Below are 15839 nucleotides of genomic sequence, written 5' to 3'. Positions count from 1 at the left end.
CGCATGTCCGATATCGTGAAAGTCCAGGACGAGGCGCAGATCGCCGAGGCGGTGCTTGCGGCGCTTGGCGAGAACAAGACGCTGGATGTGGTCGGCCACGGCTCCAAGCGCGGCCTCGGCCGGGCGAGCCAGACCGAGCGCACGCTCGATGTTTCCGCCGTGCAGGGCGTCACCCTCTATGAGCCGGGGGAATTGGTGCTCTCCGCCCGCGCCGGCACGCCGATCGCGGAGATCGAGGCGCTGCTCGGCGAGAACGGGCAGATGATGGCGTTCGAGCCCATGGATTACGGCCCGCTGTTCGGCGGCCCGGCTGGGGCGGGCAGCATCGGCGGGGTGTTCGCCTGCAATCTCTCCGGTCCAAGGCGCATCAGCCATGGCGCGGCGCGCGACCATGCGCTGGGCGCGCGGGCGATCTCCGGACGCGGCGAGGTGTTCAAGTCCGGCGGGCGGGTGGTGAAAAATGTCACCGGCTACGACCTGCCGCGCCTGCTCGCCGGCTCCTATGGCACGCTCGGCGTGCTCAGCGAAGTGACGCTCAAGGTCATTCCGCGCCCGCCGACGCAGGAGACGCTGATCGTGTTCGGCCTCGACGCGGATTCGAGCGCGCGCGCCATGAGCGCGGCCATGGGCTCGTCCTGCGAGGTTTCGGCGGCCGCCTCCATTCCCGCGCCGCTCGCCCCGCGCCTGCCGCAGCTCGACACCGACCATGCCGTGGTGGCCCTGCGGCTGGAAGGGTTCGAGCCCTCGGTGAAGGCGCGGCGCGCGATGCTGATCCGCGTTCTCATGCCGTTCGGCGGCGTCGAGGTGCTGGAGGCGGAGGCGTCTGCCGCATTGTGGGCGGTGGTACGCGACGTGCTGCCGTTCGCGCAGACGCGCGATCGCGCGGTGTGGCGCATTTCCACGACGCCCATGGCCGGGCCGCATCTCGCCGCCGAACTGGCGGCCGATCTCGGCGCCGAGGCGTTCTGCGACTGGGCGGGCGGGCTCGTCTGGGTGCAGATGCCCGACGCGCAGCCCCAGGCGGAGGCGGTGCGCGCGCGCCTCGCGCCCCATGGCGGCCATGCGACCCTGGTGCGCGCGGATCCCGCACAGCGCGCCGGCGCCGTGTTCCAGCCGCTGGAACCCGCCCACGCGGCCTTGAGCCAGCGGGTAAAGGCGAGCTTCGATCCCAAGGGCCTGCTCAACCCCGGCCGCATGTATGCGGGGGCATGAGATGCATCCCGTTTCGATGAACGGCTCCTGTCCTTCCCATAGCGCGGGCGATCGCTGACCCATGCAAACCAATTTTTCCCTCGCGCAGCTGGCCGATCCGCATATCGTCGAGGCGGACAAGATCCTGCGGGCGTGCGTCCATTGCGGCTTCTGCACCGCCACGTGCCCCACCTATGTGCTGCTGGGCGATGAGCTCGACAGCCCGCGCGGGCGCATCTATCTCATCAAGGACATGCTGGAGAACGAGCGGCCGGCCACGCAGGAAGTGGTCAAGCACGTGGACCGCTGCCTCTCCTGCCTCTCCTGCATGACCACCTGCCCCTCGGGCGTGCACTACATGCACCTGGTGGACCATGCCCGCGACCATATCGAGCAGACCTATCGCCGCCCGTTCTTCGACCGGCTGAACCGCGCTTTGCTGGCGGCGGTGCTGCCCTATCGCAACCGCTTCCGCCTGGCGCTGCTGGGCGCTGCGATCGCCAAGCCGCTCGCGCCCTTGTTCGATGCGGTGAAGCCGCTGCGGCCGCTGGCGGCCATGCTGCGCCTTGCGCCCGGCCTGCCGCACGGGCCTTCACACAGCACCCAGCCCGGCGTGTTCCCGGCGCAGGGGCCGCGTCACAAGCGCGTGGCGCTGCTCGGTGGCTGCGCCCAGCCGGTGCTGCGGCCGGATATCGACGAAGCCGCCATGCGGCTGCTCAACCGCTTCGGGGTCGAGGTGGTGCGCACGAAGGGGGAGGGCTGCTGCGGCTCGCTGGTGCATCACATGGGCCGCGAAGAGCAGGCGCTGGCGCTCGCCCGCACCAATGTGGACGCCTGGACCGCCGAGATCGAGGGCGAGGGGCTGGACGCCATCCTGATGACCGTGTCCGGCTGCGGCACCACCATCAAGGATTATGGCTACATGCTGCGCCTGGACCCCGCCTATGCGGAGAAGGCGGCGAAGGTCTCGGCGCTGGCCATGGATATTTCCCAGTTCGCCGCGACGCTGCATCTACCGGCCGCCATGGCCCCCATGGAGCACCGCGTGGCCTATCACGCCGCCTGCTCGCTCCAGCACGGGCAGAAGATCAAGGGGCCGCCGGTGCAGATGCTGCGCCATGTGGGCTTCGAGGTGGCGGAGCCGTTCGAAAGCCACATCTGCTGCGGGTCGGCAGGCACCTACAACATGCTGCAGAGCGAACTCGCCGGCCAGTTGCGCGACCGCAAGGTGGCCAATCTGGAGACATTGGCGCCGCAGATCATCGCCACCGGCAATATCGGCTGCATGACGCAGATCGGCAGCGGCACCGATATTCCCGTGGTCCATACGGTGGAATTGCTGGACTGGGCGACCGGCGGCCCGGTGCCGCTCCCGCTCGCCCGGGTCGGCATCGGCGCGGCGCAGGCGGCGTGATCCGCGCCCCGCGCGCCACTGTTGCCGCCCCAGCGAAGCACTCTTGCCCCATCGGCGCTTAGACTTCCGTATCGCCCGGCATATGTGCGCTCGGCGCGATGGGATACACCCATGGCGCCGGCGCGGATGCCTCAAGCCGAGAGAGACCTCATGTCCCCCATGTTCGACCTCTCCCTTTATCTGGTCACCGACCCCGCCCAGACCGCCGCGCGCGGGCTGCTGGCCACCGTCGAACAGGCGGTGCAGGGGGGCGTCACCATCGTTCAGCTGCGCGATCCGCACGCGAAGGGCCGGGCGCTGGTGGAACAGGCGCGGGCGCTGAAGGCGCTGCTGTCGCCCCACGGCATTCCCCTCATCATCAACGACCGGGTCGACGTGGCGCTCGCGGCGGACGCCGACGGCGTGCATCTCGGCCAGGACGATATCGACCCCGCCGCCGCGCGCGGCGTGCTCGGGGCGGGGCGCATCCTCGGCCTCTCCGTGGGTTCGCCCGAGGAGCTTGCCGCCTCCGATCTCTCGGGGGTGGATTATGTCGGCGTCGGCCCGGTGAACGCCACCGGCACCAAGGGCGATGCGGGCGGCGCCATCGGCGTCGCGGGGCTCGCCGCGCTGCGCAAGCGCATCTCCTTGCCGCTGGTGGGCATCGGCGGCATCGATGCGGCATGCGCGGCCGATGTGATCCGGGCCGGAGCCGACGGTATCGCCGTGGTCTCGGCCCTCTGCAAGGCGGGCGATGTCTCCGCCGCCGCGCGCGACCTCACGGCGATCATCGCCGCCGCGCGCGCCTGAGGATTTTTCCCGCCGGACCGCGCTTCAGGCGCACCGGCGGCGGTCCCGTTCCGGGACAGCTGTTTGTTTCGTTCCCATAGGAGACCGACATCATGTCGACCCCCACGCTGCCTACCGGCCTTGTCATCACCGGCGCGCTCGGCCCGCGCTATGAAGAGATCCTCACCCCGGAGGCGCTCGCCTTCGTCGCCGAATTGCAGCGCAATTTCAACGCGACGCGCCTCTCCCTGCTGGAGGCCCGCACGGCCCGGCAGGCCCGCTTCGATGCCGGCGAACTGCCCGATTTCCTGGCTGAGACGCAGGGCATCCGCGATGCCGACTGGCGCATTGCCCCGCTGCCGCAGGACCTGCTGGACCGGCGCGTGGAGATCACCGGGCCGGTGGACCGCAAGATGATCGTCAATGCGCTGAATTCCGGCGCCAAGGTGTTCATGGCGGATTTCGAGGATGCCTCCTCGCCCTTCTGGTCCAACATGATCGAGGGCCAGCTTAATCTGAAGGACCGCTGGGCCGGTACGATCGACTTTCACGATCCCTCCAACGGCAAGGACTACAAGCTCGGCGCAAATCCGGCGGTGCTGATCATCCGCCCGCGCGGCTGGCATCTGCCGGAAGCCCATGTGGAGGTGGACGGCGCGCCGGTTTCCGGCTCGCTGTTCGATTTCGGCCTTTATGCCTTCCACAATGCCAAGGCGGCGCTGGCGCAGGGCTCCGGCCCCTATTTCTATTTGCCCAAGACCGAGAGCCACCGCGAAGCGCGGCTGTGGAACGAGGTGTTCTCGTTCGCCGAGGCGCGCCTCGGCCTGCCGGGCAATTGCATCAAGGCCACCGTGCTCATCGAGACCCTGCCGGCGGTGTTCGAGATGGACGAGATCCTCTACGAGCTGCGCGACCATGTGGCGGGGCTGAACATCGGCCGCTGGGACTACATCTTTTCCTTCATCAAGCGGCTGGGAAAGAACGCCCGCTTCCTCACCCCCGACCGGGGCCGCATGGTGATGAGCGAAGCCTTCCTCAAAGCCTATGGATCGCTGCTGGTGAAGACCTGCCACCGGCGCGGCGCGTTCGCCATGGGCGGCATGGCGGCGCAGATTCCGGTGAAGGGCGATGCGGCCGCCAATGCCGCCGCCTTCGCCAAGGTGCAGGCGGACAAGGAGCGCGAGGCGGGCGAAGGGTGCGACGGCACCTGGGTCGCCCATCCCGATCTGGTGAAGGTGGCGCAGGAGGTGTTCGACCGCCTGATGCCCACCCCCAACCAGCTGCAGCGCATGCGGCAGGACGTGAATGTGAACCGCGACGACCTCTTGGTGATGCACCAGGGCGCGCGCACGGAAGCCGGCCTGCGGGAGAATATCCGCGTCGGCGTGCAATATATCGAAGCCTGGCTGCGCGGGCGCGGGGCGGTGCCGCTCTACAACCTCATGGAGGATGCGGCCACGGCCGAGATCAGCCGCGCGCAGATCTGGCAATGGATCCATCTCGGCGCGACGCTGGAGGATGGGCGCACGGTGACGGGTGCGCTGTTCTCCGCGCTGCTGGACGATGAAATGGCCAAGCTGCGCGAGACCCTCGGGGCGGAGACCTATGACAAGGGCCGTTTCCCCGAGGCGATCAAGCTGTTCGCCGACATGACGCTGGCGCCGCAGTTCGAGGAATTCCTGACTTTGCCGGCCTATAAGCTGATCGCCTGAGGCCGGCGCCCCGCTCCTGCCGTCGGCCGGGTTTTCGCTTTCGCGATGCCCGGCCGATGGACCTTACGTAACGTTACAAAAAATTCATGGGCCCACGCCCTTCTTCCGCCGCGTGCGCCGCCTCATATGCAGGACGGTCAACAACCGGAGGCGGAGATGACTCCCGAGGAACGTGCGCTTATTGACGGCCTGTTCGATCGCATGCGCGGCCTGGAGGGCCAGCCGCGCGATCGCGAGGCTGAAGCGCTGATCGCCCAGCGTCTGGCCGAATTGCCCCATGCCACTTATGCCCTGGCACAGACCGTGCTGGTGCAGGAGCATGCACTGACGCAGGCATCCGCCCGCATCCAGGAGCTGGAACAGCAGGCCCGCGCGGCCGCCGCTCCCCCGCAGCAGGAAAGCACCAGCTTCCTCGGCGGCCTGTTCGGTGGCGGCCGGAGCACCTCGGTGCCGAGCACCGGAGCGCGTCCCGCCGGCGCGCCCAATTCCGCGCCGATGGGCCTGCCGCCCCAGGTGAACACGGCCGGCCAGGCGCCCGGTGCGTGGGGCCAGCAGAATTATGCCCAGCAAGGCTATGGCCAGCAGGGCGGCTATCCCCAGCAGGGTGGTCCTCAGCAGGGCGGTCCCTGGGGTGGCCAGCAGCGCGGCTTCGGCGGCGGTGGTGGGTTCGGCGGTGGCGGCTTCCTCCAGGGCGCACTTGCGACCGCGGCGGGCGTCGCCGGTGGCGCACTCCTGTTCGACGGCATCAAGGGCCTGATGTCCGGTGGCACCGGTCCGGTCGCCGAGCAGGCGGCGGCGCTGGAAACGCCGAAGGAAACCCCGGCGGCCGATACCGGCAACCTCGGCACGGACGCGCAGACCGCACTCGGCGGGGATGCGGGTTCCTCCTCGGACGGCGGCTGGAACACCGCCGACGCGCAGGATGCCGGCTATGACAATAGCGACGACGGCGGCTGGAGCGATGGCGGCTCGGACGATTCCTGGGCCTGATCCCGGGCCTGACCTCTCGCGACGAAGCTTATGAAGACCCCGCGGCGCTCCCGCGGGGTTTTTTGTGCTGTCGCGGTGCGGTCTCAGTCGCCGAGGCAGGCGTCGGCGGCGATGCGATAGGTGCGGGCCGTGCCCAGCATGTGCGCCTCGTATCGCCCGCCGAACAGGCCCGACACCGCCGGGTGGCGCACGTTCAGCCCGCCGGTGAGGCTGCCCAATGCGGGCAGGACCATGCGCATGCCGTCGGTGGCGAAGCAGCGCCGGCGGATCGAGTGCCCGCGCTGCACCAGCCGCGCCACGGGGTGCAGATGCCCCGCCACCTCGCCCGTAACTTCGCCGGGCAAAGGCTCGTGGCGGAAGGTGAGGGGGCCGATGCGGATCTCGCGCGCCCATTCCCCTTCCAGCAGGGCATTCGGCTCGGGATCATGGTTTCCGGCGATACAGATGAAGCTGCGCCCGCGCTGGAGGGCCGCGAGGCGATCCCGCGTCTGCGGCGCGATCCGCTCCTGCGCCCAGCGGTCGTGCAGCGTATCGCCGAGCGCGATCACAAGGGCAGGTGCCCAGCGGGCGATCAGCGCTTCCAGCCGGGCGAGGGTGTCCGCGCTGTCATAGGGCGGCAGCATCTGGCCGCGCCGGGCGAAGGCGGAGGCCTTTTCCAGGTGCAGGTCCGCCACCGCCAGCACCCCGCGTTCCGGCCATGCCAGCGCGCCGCGCCGGTCCAGCACCAGTTCCGCGCCGGCGAGGCCGACGAACGAAGGGGGAACAGAATCGGCGCGCGCGAGCATCCTGCGATATTGCCGATCCCGCGCGCCGGGGCAAGCGGGGGCTTTCCCCGGCAGCCGGGGCTTATTTCTTCGCCAGCGCGCTGCGTTTCACCTGACGCACCGCGGCAAGCTGCCCCTCCAGCACGCGGATCGCGTCCCGTTCGCTGTCGCTGAGATTTTCCAGGGGCACATGCCTGAGCAGGATCTCCACCACGTCGCCGATGCGGCCGAGCTGGCGGCCATAGCTGCCCACCTCGTCGAGGATCGCCTGTTCCACTTCCGGATGCGGGGTCAGGCCCAGATCGATGTTGAACAGGCCGAACTGAGCGTTCCGCAGATCGAACGACCAGGGGTTGATCTGCTGCCACAATTCGTTCGGCGCCAGCGAGACTTTGAATGCGTTTGCCATGTCGCCCTCCATCGGCAGACAGGCTAGGTCTGCGCCGTGCGGCTGACGAGCGTTAAAGTTGTGCACGCGGCGCCGTGCGCGTTCAGCCCATGGCCTCGCGCACCAGGTCTTCCTCCGCCTCGGCCAGCAGCGCCTCTGAGGCGTCACCGCCCACGCTCTCGCGGCCGATTTCCAGCAACACCGGCACCGAGAGCGGCGAGACGTGTGCCAGGGGCTGGTGCGCGATGCGGCCCTTGATGCGGGCCAGCATGTCGCCGAGCCGGCGCACGTCCAGGAGGCCGGTGGCGGCATCGGCGCGCGCGGCGCGCAGCAGGATGTGATCGCTCTGGTGGCGGCGCAGCACGTCGTAGATGAGGTCGGTGGAGAAGGTCACCTGCCGTCCGGTCTTCTCCTTGCCGGGGAAGCGCCGCTCGATCAGCCCGGCGATGACGGCGCAATAGCGGAACGTGCGCTTCATCAGGGCGCTCTCCGCAAGCCAGGCTTCCAGATCGTCGCCGAGCATGTCCTGGTCGAACAGATCGTCGAGCGAGAGCCGGCCCTGTTTCACCGCAAGGCTCATGTCCGACACCGCATAGACCGCGAGCGCATAATCATTGGCGACGAAGCCGAGCGGGTTGAGCCCGGCGCGCTCCAGGCGGCGGGTCAGCAGCATGCCGAGCGTCTGGTGGGCGAGCCGCCCCTCGAACGGATAGGCGACGAGATAATGCCGCCCGCGATTTTCGAACGTCTCCACCAGCAGGTCGAACCGCCCCGGCAGGCGCGAGCGCTGGCGTTGCAGGTTCAGCCAGTCGCGCACCTGGGAGGGGAGCGTCTTCCAGCGCTCGGGCGCGGCGAGCAGGGCCCGCACCCCGGCGGCGAGGAAGGTGGAGAGCGGAAACTTGCCGCCCGCATAGGCCGGCACGCGCGGCGAGGTGGCGGTGGAGCGCGAGACATAGACCTCGTCCTCCACCATGGCTTCGTAGCGCAGGATCTCGCCAGCGAACACGAAGGTATCGCCCGGCACCATGGTCTCGACGAAATATTCCTCCACCTCACCCAGCATCCGCCCGCCGAACCGCACCCGCCCCGCCACCCCGCTTTTGGAGGCGCCGCGCGCCGAGACGAGGCGCACTTTGAGCATGGTGGCTTCCACGATGGTGCCGACATTCATGCGATAGGTCTGCGCGATCATGGGGTTGGAGACCCGCCACAGACCCTCCTTGGTCTTGCGGATCTTGGCGAAGCGCTCATAGGCGCGCAGCGCGTATCCGCCGGTGGCGACGAAATCCACGGTCGCGTCGAAATCCGCCCTGGAGAGCGCGCGATAGGGCGCGGCGGAGCGCACCTCGTCATACAGCGCATCGGCGGAAAACGGCGCGGCGCAGGCCATGCCGAGAATATGCTGGGCGAGCACGTCGAGCGCGCCGGTGCGCTCGGGCGGGGTATCCTGTCCGCCCGCCTTCACCGCTTCCAGCGCCGCGCGGCATTCCAGCACCTCGAACCGGTTGGCCGGCACCAGCACCGCCTTGGAGGGTTCGTCGAGCCGGTGGTTCGCGCGGCCGATGCGCTGCATCAGACGCGAGGACCCCTTCGGCGCGCCGATATTGACCACCTGGTCCACGTCGCCCCAGTCGATGCCGAGATCGAGCGAGGAGGTGCACACCACCCCCTTCAATTTGCCCGCCGCCATGGCCGCCTCCACGCGCCGGCGCTGCTCCACGTCGAGCGAGCCGTGGTGGAGGGCGATCGGCAGGTTGAGATCGTTCATGCGCCAGAGTTCCTGGAACAGGAATTCCGCCTGCCAGCGCGTGTTGACGAACACCAAAGTGGTCTTGTGGGCCGCGATGAGGGCATAGACCTCGGGCAGCGCATGGAGCGCGGTGTGGCTGGCCCAGGGCATCACCGCCAGGCTCTCCAGCATGGTGAGATCGGGCGCGGCGCCGCCGTTGGCGATGACGAGGTCGGCAAGGGCCTCCTCCGCGTCGGGCTCGCCCGGGTGCTGGCCCACGAGATAGCGGCGCAGATCGTCCGGCTCGGCCACCGTGGCGGAAAGGCCGACCCCCTGGAGCCCTGGCGCGATCGCCCGCAGCCGCGCCAAGGCGAGCGCCAGCAGGTCGCCGCGCTTGGAGGTGACCAGGGCGTGCAATTCGTCCAGCACCACCCGCTTCAGGCCGGAGAAGAGATAGTCCGCATCCTTGGAGGCCAGCAGCAGGGCGATCTGCTCCGGCGTGGTCAGCAGGATGTCCGGCGGGTCGCGGCGCTGGCGCTGGCGGCGCGAGGCGGGCGTATCTCCGGTGCGGGTCTCCACACGGATCGGCAGGCCCATTTCGGCGATGGGCGCCTCCAGATTGCGGGCGATATCCACCGCGAGCGCCTTCAGCGGCGATATATAAAGTGTGTGCAGCGGCGATTGGCGCGGCGGCGGGACACGCCCGGCGAGGGGCAGGCTGGCGAGGGGGAGACCCGGCTTGCCATCGGCCGCCTCGGCCAGGCGCCTTTTTTCTGCCTTGGCCCGCGCCCGCACATCCGCGCTACGCGCTTCGCTCAGTTCCACCAGCGTGGGCAGAAAACCCGCCAGGGTCTTGCCGGCGCCGGTGGGCGCAATCAGCAAGGTGGACCGGCCCGCCCGCGCCGAGGCGAGCAGATCCAGCTGATGCGCGCGCGGCGTCCAGCCCCGGGTCGCGAACCAGTCTTGAAACAGCTTTGGCAGCGCATGGGCGCGCCTGTGGGCAAGGGTCGACACGCAGGGAAGATAAGGCGCGTTCCCCCTTTGTGCCATGGCAGGGACGGCATTCGCCGGAAAAGCCTGTGGCTCCAAGTTGGCGGCGGAGAACCCTGCCGGCGGCTATCCCCAGCGGCGTTGACGGCGATTAATCGCGCGTCAACCAAGCTGTCGCATGGTGGCGACAAAGTTTCCCGCCCCCCCGGAGTTCCGCTTCATGATGTCGCGCGCCGACCGCACCGTGCTCAGCGAATGGTGGTGGACGGTGGACCGCCTGCTGCTCGGCACGCTGTTCACCCTGATCATCATCGGCATCGTGCTGTGCCTTGCCGCCAGCCCGCCGGTCGCGGCGCGCCTGGGCATTGCCGATCCATTCCATTTCGTGAACCGGCAGGTCCTGTTCCTGATTCCGGCGATCGCCGTGATGCTCTTCACCTCTTTCCTGTCCCCGCGCACGATCCGGCGGGTGTGCATCGTGGTGTTCCTGGTCTGCCTCGTGCTTTTGTTCGCAACCCTGGTGATCGGCCCTGAGGTGAAGGGCGCCCGGCGCTGGCTGAACATCGGTCCGATCACGGTTCAGCCGTCCGAATTCCTCAAGCCGGCATTCGTGGTGTTGGCCGCCTGGCTGTTCTCGGAAAACAGCAAGCGCCCGGAAATGCCGGCCCAGCTGCTCGCGATCGGGCTTCTTTGCAGCGTGATGCTGCCTTTGGTGCTGCAACCCGATTTCGGCCAGACCATGCTGGTGGTGATGGTGTGGGGCGCGCTGTTCTTCCTCGCCGGCCTGCGCTGGATCTGGATGGTGGGGCTCATCGGCTTCGGCGTCGGCGGGGCCGTGCTCGCCTATCATGTCGTGCCCCATGTGCAGAAGCGCATCGACCGCTTCCTCGATCCCGCCTCCGGCGACACCTATCAGATCGACACCGCGCTGGAGAGCTTCCGCCATGGCGGCTGGTTCGGCCAGGGGCCGGGCGAGGGCACGGTGAAGCGCATCCTGCCGGACGGGCATACGGATTTCGTGTTCGCGGTGGCGGCGGAGGAGTTCGGCATCATCCTGTGCCTGATCCTGCTGTCCCTGTTCGCCTTCGTGATCCTGCGCAGCCTCACCCGCGCGCTCGACGAGCAGGACCCGTTCGCCCGCTTTGCCGCCACCGGGCTGGCGCTGCTGTTCGGCCTCCAGGCGTCCATCAACATGGCGGTGAACGTGCACCTGATGCCCGCCAAGGGCATGACGCTGCCGTTCATTTCCTATGGCGGGTCCTCGCTGATCTCGCTCGCCTTCGGCATGGGCATGCTGCTCGCCCTTTCCCGAAGACGGCCAGGGGCGGCGGCGCTGGCGGCGCTCAGCGAACCGGCCGCGGAACCGCAGGGACGTCAGGCTGCGGCATGAACAAGCCCTTGATCCTGCTGGCTGCCGGGGGAACCGGCGGCCATTTGTTTCCCGCTGAGGCGCTCGCCCATGTGCTGCGGCGGCGGGGGTTTGATGTCGATCTCGTCACCGACAGCCGGGCCGCGCGCTATGCCGGCCATTTTCCGGCGCGGGAGGTGCACGTTCTGCCGGCCGATACGGTGCGCAGCCGCTCCCCTCTGGCTTTGGCGAAAACCCTCTTCACCTTGCTGCGCGGCCTGCTCAGCGGGCTCGCGCTGATGCGGCGGCTGAAGCCGGCGGTGGTGGTGGGCTTCGGCGGCTATCCGACCTTGCCGCCCGTGCTCTCGGCGACCTTTTCCGGTGTGCCCAGTCTCATTCACGAGGCGAACGGCGTCCTCGGGCGGGCGAACCGCCTGCTGGCGGCGCGGGTGAGCGCCATCGCGACCGGCTTTCCCGATAGTCTGGTCCATGAGCCGGAGCTTGCGCCCAAGGCGGTGTTCACCGGCAATCCCCTGCGCCCCTCGGTGCAGGAGGCGGCCGGGATAAAGTTCGATCCGCCCGAGGTGAGCAGCCCCCTGCGCCTGCTGGTGTTCGGCGGCAGCCAGGGCGCGCGGGTGATGGCGGACGTTGTGCCGCAGGCGGTGGCGCGCCTCAACGGCGATCTGCGCGCGCGGCTGTCGATCGTGCAGCAGGCGCGCGAGGAGGATCTGGAGCGGGTGCGCAAGACCTATCTGGATGTGCGCGTCGAGGCGCAGGTTGCGCCGTTCTTCGACGACCTGCCGGCGCGCATGGCCCGCGCCCATCTGGTGATTGCCCGTTCCGGGGCCTCCACGGTGGCGGAACTCGCGGCCATCGGGCGTCCCGCCATACTCGTGCCGCTGCCGAACGCACTGGACCAGGACCAGGCGGCCAACGCAAAATCCCTGGAACGGATCGGCGCCGCCCAGGTGATGGTGCAGACGAGCTTCACGCCCGAACGGCTCGCCACGGCGCTTTCCACCTTCGGCTCCGACCCGCGCGCATTGACGAACATGGCGCAAGCGGCCAGAAGCGCCGGCAGGCTCGACGCCGCCGAACATCTGGCCGACGTGGTCGTGCATCTGGCAGGGGGGGCGCCCATCGCCACCTATCGAGGACACCAAGAATGAAGCTTCCGCAGGCGCTCGGCTCCATCCACTTCATCGGCATCGGCGGCATCGGCATGAGCGGCATCGCCGAGGTGCTGCACAATCTGGGCTATCAGGTGCAGGGCTCGGATGTGGCCGAGAACGCCAATGTAAAGCGCCTGCGCGACGAGGGCATCAAGGTGGAGGTCGGCCATCGGGCCGAGAATGTGGACCATGCCGACGTCGTGGTAGTGTCCTCCGCCATCCGGCGCGACAATCCGGAGTTGCAGGCCGCGCGCGCCAAGCGCCTGCCGGTGGTGCGGCGCGCGGAAATGCTCGCGGAGCTGATGCGGCTGAAGAGCTGCGTCGCCATCGCCGGCACCCACGGCAAGACCACCACCACTTCGCTGGTCGCGACCCTGCTGGATGCGGGCGCCATGGACCCGACCGTGATCAACGGCGGCATCATCAATGCCTATGGCACCAACGCCCGGCTCGGCGCCGGCGAATGGATGGTGGTGGAAGCTGACGAGAGCGACGGCACCTTCCTGAAGCTGCCGGCGGAAGTCGCCATCGTCACCAATATCGACCCCGAGCACCTCGATCATTTCAAGACCTTCGACAAGGTGCAGGAGGCGTTCAAGGCGTTCGTGGAGAATGTGCCGTTCTACGGCTTCGCGGTCATGTGCATCGACCATCCGGTGGTGCAGGCGCTGGTCGGACGCATCGAGGACCGGCGCATCATCACTTATGGCGAGAACCCGCAGGCCGACGTGCGGCTGGTGAATGTGGATCTCAAGGGCGGCGTGACCAAGTTCGACGTCCTGTTCCGCGACCGCAGCGGCGAGACCTTGAGCCGCATCGAGGGCTTCCGCCTGCCCATGCCGGGCCGGCACAATGCGCTGAACGCCACCGCCGCGATCGCGGTGGCGCGCGAATTGGGCGTGCCGGACGCGCGCATCCTGGAGGCGATCTCCCAGTTCGGCGGCGTGAAGCGGCGCTTCACCCGCACCGGCGATTGGAACGGCGTCGCCATCTTCGACGATTACGGCCACCACCCCGTGGAAATCGCCGCCGTGCTGCGCGCCGCCCGCGCCGCCAGCGAGGGGCAGGTGATCGCGGTGGTGCAGCCGCACCGCTATTCGCGCCTCGCCTCGCTGTTCGACGATTTCTCCACCTGCTTCAACGATGCCGACCACGTCATCGTCGCCCCGGTCTATGCGGCGGGCGAAAGCCCGATTCCCGGGGCGGACCGGGACCATCTGGTGCAGGGCCTGCGCGCCCATGGCCACCGCAGTGTCACGGCGCTCGAAGGACCCGAGGCCCTGGCCGGGATCGTCAGGGGCCTCGCCAAGCCCGGCGACTATGTGATCTGCCTTGGAGCCGGCACCATCACGCAATGGGCCTATGCGTTGCCCGGCGAGCTGGAGGCCCTCGCTCCGGCGGGCGTGTGAGCCGCAGGCGTTGCACTGCGCGGTAGGACCGGATAGGCAAGCGGCGTTCACGCCCCACCGCCCGTCCGGAGACGAAGATGAACCGCACGCTCTGGATCGCGGTCGGCAGCGTATTTCTCGGCATCGTGGTGCTGGCTCTGAAGAGCGCGGCCTATTGGGTGACCGGCTCTATCGCCTTGCTGTCCGATGCCTTGGAAAGCATCATCAACGTGGCGGCGGCGCTCGCCGCCTTGGTGGCGCTCAAGATCAGCGCCCGCCCCGCCGACGATAATCACCCGTTCGGCCATCACAAGGCGGAATATCTCTCCGCCGTGCTGGAAGGCGTGCTGATCGTGGTGGCGGCGGGCTCGATCCTGCGCGAGGCCTATTTCGGCTTCCTCGACCCGCGCTTTCCCGAACAGCCGCTGAACGGCATGCTTCTGAACGGCGGTGCCACCATCATCAACGCCATCTGGTGCGTGGTGCTGCTGCGCTCCGGGCGCGCCCTGCGCTCGCCCGCGCTGGTGGCGGACGGCAAGCACCTGATGAGCGATGTCGTGACCTCCGTGGGGGTCCTGGCGGGTTTCGTGCTGGTGCCGATCACCGGCTGGCCGGTGCTGGACCCGCTGCTGGCGGGCATCGTGGCGCTCAACATCCTGTGGACCGGCTGGGGCCTGATGAAGGAATCGGTCGGCGGGCTCATGGATGCCGCACCGCCGCCGGATGTGGTGGCCGCCATTCGCGAACTGGTCTCCACCCATGCCGACGGCGCCCTGGAGGCGCACGACCTGCGCACCCGGCATGCGGGCCGCATCACCTTCGTGGAATTCCACCTCGTCGTGCCCGGCAACATGACGGTGGCGGCCGCGCACGAGATTTGCGACCGCATCGAGCGCGCCTTCGCCGAAGACATGGACCACGCCATCGTCACCATCCATGTGGAGCCGGAGCAAGAGGCAAAGCATCGCGGGGTGGTGGTGCTCTGAACGGGCGGGGCGATCCGCCGGTTGGCTTTCGCGCCGCGCCGTTCTAAACGCTCCCCATGTCCGCGACCTCGCCCTTTCCCGACCTCGTGCCCGAACTGACGGCGCGCCTGCCCGATCTGCGCGGCCGCCTTTCGGCCAATGCCGCCCTTGCCGACCTCACCTGGTTCCGGGTCGGCGGGCCGGCGCAGGTGCTGTTCGTGCCGGCGGACGAGGCGGATCTCGCCTATGCGCGCGCCCATCTGCCGCCGGAGGTGCCGGTGACAATCATCGGGCTCGGCTCCAATCTGATCGTGCGCGACGGCGGCGTGCCGGGGGTGGTGATCCGGCTCGGCAAGGGATTCGGCGCGCTCAGCGTGGAGGGAACGCGGGTTCTCGCCGGCGCCGGCGTGCCCGACGTGAAGGTGGCGCGCGCGGCGGCCGATGCGGGATTGAAGGGTCTCGCCTTCTTTCGCGGCATTCCCGGCGCGGTGGGCGGCGTGCTGCGCATGAACGGCGGCGCCTATGGCGGCGAGACCAAGGATGCGCTCGTCTCCTGCCGGGCGGTGGACCGGACCGGCGCGATCCACGTCCTCACCAATGCCGACATGGGCTTCACCTATCGCCACAGCGCGGCGCCGGAGGATTTCATTTTCACGCAGGCGGTGTTCGAAGGCGCCCCGGGGGATGCCACTGAGATCGCCGCCGAGATGGATCGCATCACCTCCTCGCGCGAGGCGACCCAGCCCATCAAGAGCCGCACCGGCGGGTCTACCTTCAAGAATCCGCCCGACGCCAGGGCCTGGCAATTGGTGGATGCCGCCGGCTGTCGGGGGCTGGTGGTCGGGCGGGCGCAGGTTTCCGATATGCACACGAATTTCCTGATCAATCTCGGCGGTGCCACCGCGGCCGAGATCGAGGCGCTCGGGGAAGAGGTGCGCCGGCGGGTGCTGGAGACCTCCGGCGTGACGCTGGAGTGGGAAATCAAGCGCATAGGCATTCCCGCGCCGCTTTAGCAAATTG

General features: G+C 68.7%; 13 protein-coding genes. 10 read left to right on the top strand and 3 right to left on the bottom strand.

Annotated elements, in window-relative coordinates; translation table 11 throughout:
- Nucleotides 1-3 precede the first annotated feature (3 nt).
- The 5 genes from glcE to V5G24_RS19985 all read left to right on the top strand — a co-directional run bounded on the left by glcE (nucleotide 4) and on the right by V5G24_RS19985 (nucleotide 6075).
- The gene (gene glcE / locus V5G24_RS20005) at nucleotides 4-1212 is read left to right on the top strand and encodes a glycolate oxidase subunit GlcE (protein WP_394084924.1); all 1209 of its coding nucleotides are present in this window, start codon (nucleotides 4-6) and stop codon (nucleotides 1210-1212) included.
- 61 nt (nucleotides 1213-1273) lie between these two features.
- The gene (gene glcF, locus V5G24_RS20000; RefSeq protein ID WP_394084925.1) at nucleotides 1274-2605 is read left to right on the top strand and encodes a glycolate oxidase subunit GlcF; all 1332 of its coding nucleotides are present in this window, start codon (nucleotides 1274-1276) and stop codon (nucleotides 2603-2605) included.
- 150 nt (nucleotides 2606-2755) lie between these two features.
- The gene (thiE, locus tag V5G24_RS19995; protein ID WP_394084926.1) at nucleotides 2756-3394 is read left to right on the top strand and encodes a thiamine phosphate synthase; all 639 of its coding nucleotides are present in this window, start codon (nucleotides 2756-2758) and stop codon (nucleotides 3392-3394) included.
- 92 nt (nucleotides 3395-3486) lie between these two features.
- Entirely contained in the window at nucleotides 3487-5085 is a 1599-nt protein-coding gene (aceB, locus tag V5G24_RS19990) for a malate synthase A (RefSeq protein WP_394084927.1), read from the top strand.
- A gap of 156 nt (nucleotides 5086-5241) precedes the next feature.
- Nucleotides 5242-6075, top strand: a complete 834-nt coding sequence (locus V5G24_RS19985) for a DUF2076 domain-containing protein (RefSeq protein ID WP_394084928.1) — start codon at nucleotides 5242-5244, stop codon at nucleotides 6073-6075.
- An 83-nt stretch (nucleotides 6076-6158) separates the two neighbouring features.
- Here the strand turns inward: V5G24_RS19985 and pdeM are convergent, their stop codons facing one another.
- From pdeM to V5G24_RS19970, 3 genes are all read right to left on the bottom strand, one after another.
- Complete coding sequence (gene pdeM, locus V5G24_RS19980; RefSeq protein WP_394084929.1) at nucleotides 6159-6860, bottom strand: ligase-associated DNA damage response endonuclease PdeM; 702 nt, start codon at nucleotides 6858-6860, stop codon at nucleotides 6159-6161.
- Nucleotides 6861-6921: 61 nt separating this feature from the next.
- The gene (locus tag V5G24_RS19975; RefSeq protein WP_394084930.1) at nucleotides 6922-7248 is read right to left on the bottom strand and encodes a hypothetical protein; all 327 of its coding nucleotides are present in this window, start codon (nucleotides 7246-7248) and stop codon (nucleotides 6922-6924) included.
- 82 nt (nucleotides 7249-7330) lie between these two features.
- Nucleotides 7331-10006, bottom strand: coding sequence for a ligase-associated DNA damage response DEXH box helicase (locus tag V5G24_RS19970; RefSeq protein ID WP_394084931.1), 2676 nt, complete (start codon nucleotides 10004-10006; stop codon nucleotides 7331-7333).
- A gap of 160 nt (nucleotides 10007-10166) precedes the next feature.
- Here V5G24_RS19970 and ftsW point away from each other — a divergent pair, with 160 nt between their 5' ends.
- The 5 genes from ftsW to murB all read left to right on the top strand — a co-directional run bounded on the left by ftsW (nucleotide 10167) and on the right by murB (nucleotide 15832).
- Nucleotides 10167-11336, top strand: coding sequence for a putative lipid II flippase FtsW (ftsW, locus tag V5G24_RS19965; protein WP_394084932.1), 1170 nt, complete (start codon nucleotides 10167-10169; stop codon nucleotides 11334-11336).
- Nucleotides 11333-12463, top strand: coding sequence for an undecaprenyldiphospho-muramoylpentapeptide beta-N-acetylglucosaminyltransferase (murG, locus tag V5G24_RS19960; RefSeq protein WP_394084933.1), 1131 nt, complete (start codon nucleotides 11333-11335; stop codon nucleotides 12461-12463). The genes ftsW and murG overlap by 4 nt, the downstream gene beginning before the upstream one ends.
- On the top strand, nucleotides 12460-13875 hold the full coding sequence (gene murC / locus V5G24_RS19955) for a UDP-N-acetylmuramate--L-alanine ligase (protein WP_394084934.1): 1416 nt from the start codon (nucleotides 12460-12462) through the stop codon (nucleotides 13873-13875). Before murG ends, murC begins: the two co-directional genes overlap by 4 nt.
- A gap of 77 nt (nucleotides 13876-13952) precedes the next feature.
- The gene (locus V5G24_RS19950) at nucleotides 13953-14840 is read left to right on the top strand and encodes a cation diffusion facilitator family transporter (protein ID WP_394084935.1); all 888 of its coding nucleotides are present in this window, start codon (nucleotides 13953-13955) and stop codon (nucleotides 14838-14840) included.
- A gap of 56 nt (nucleotides 14841-14896) precedes the next feature.
- Nucleotides 14897-15832: a UDP-N-acetylmuramate dehydrogenase gene (murB, locus tag V5G24_RS19945; RefSeq protein WP_394084936.1), complete on the top strand. Its 936-nt coding sequence runs from the start codon at nucleotides 14897-14899 to the stop codon at nucleotides 15830-15832.
- The last annotated feature ends 7 nt before the right edge of the window (nucleotides 15833-15839 follow it).

The sequence above is a fragment of the Roseixanthobacter finlandensis genome, from assembly GCF_043195105.2.
Classification (GTDB): Bacteria; Pseudomonadota; Alphaproteobacteria; order Rhizobiales; family Xanthobacteraceae; genus NCEH01.
Note: the sequence above shows the minus strand (reverse complement) of the source record. Positions and strands in the feature narration are given on the sequence as shown.

Coding starts and splice junctions, on each gene's coding strand:
- V5G24_RS19950 (WP_394084935.1), top strand. CDS start 13,953: ATGAACCGCACGCTCTGGATCGCGGTCGGCAGCGTATTTCTCGGCATC.
- aceB (WP_394084927.1), top strand. CDS start 3,487: ATGTCGACCCCCACGCTGCCTACCGGCCTTGTCATCACCGGCGCGCTC.
- murG (WP_394084933.1), top strand. CDS start 11,333: ATGAACAAGCCCTTGATCCTGCTGGCTGCCGGGGGAACCGGCGGCCAT.
- glcE (WP_394084924.1), top strand. CDS start 4: ATGTCCGATATCGTGAAAGTCCAGGACGAGGCGCAGATCGCCGAGGCG.
- murB (WP_394084936.1), top strand. CDS start 14,897: ATGTCCGCGACCTCGCCCTTTCCCGACCTCGTGCCCGAACTGACGGCG.
- V5G24_RS19970 (WP_394084931.1), bottom strand. CDS start 10,006: ATGGCACAAAGGGGGAACGCGCCTTATCTTCCCTGCGTGTCGACCCTT.
- thiE (WP_394084926.1), top strand. CDS start 2,756: ATGTCCCCCATGTTCGACCTCTCCCTTTATCTGGTCACCGACCCCGCC.
- ftsW (WP_394084932.1), top strand. CDS start 10,167: ATGATGTCGCGCGCCGACCGCACCGTGCTCAGCGAATGGTGGTGGACG.
- pdeM (WP_394084929.1), bottom strand. CDS start 6,860: ATGCTCGCGCGCGCCGATTCTGTTCCCCCTTCGTTCGTCGGCCTCGCC.
- glcF (WP_394084925.1), top strand. CDS start 1,274: ATGCAAACCAATTTTTCCCTCGCGCAGCTGGCCGATCCGCATATCGTC.
- V5G24_RS19985 (WP_394084928.1), top strand. CDS start 5,242: ATGACTCCCGAGGAACGTGCGCTTATTGACGGCCTGTTCGATCGCATG.
- V5G24_RS19975 (WP_394084930.1), bottom strand. CDS start 7,248: ATGGCAAACGCATTCAAAGTCTCGCTGGCGCCGAACGAATTGTGGCAG.
- murC (WP_394084934.1), top strand. CDS start 12,460: ATGAAGCTTCCGCAGGCGCTCGGCTCCATCCACTTCATCGGCATCGGC.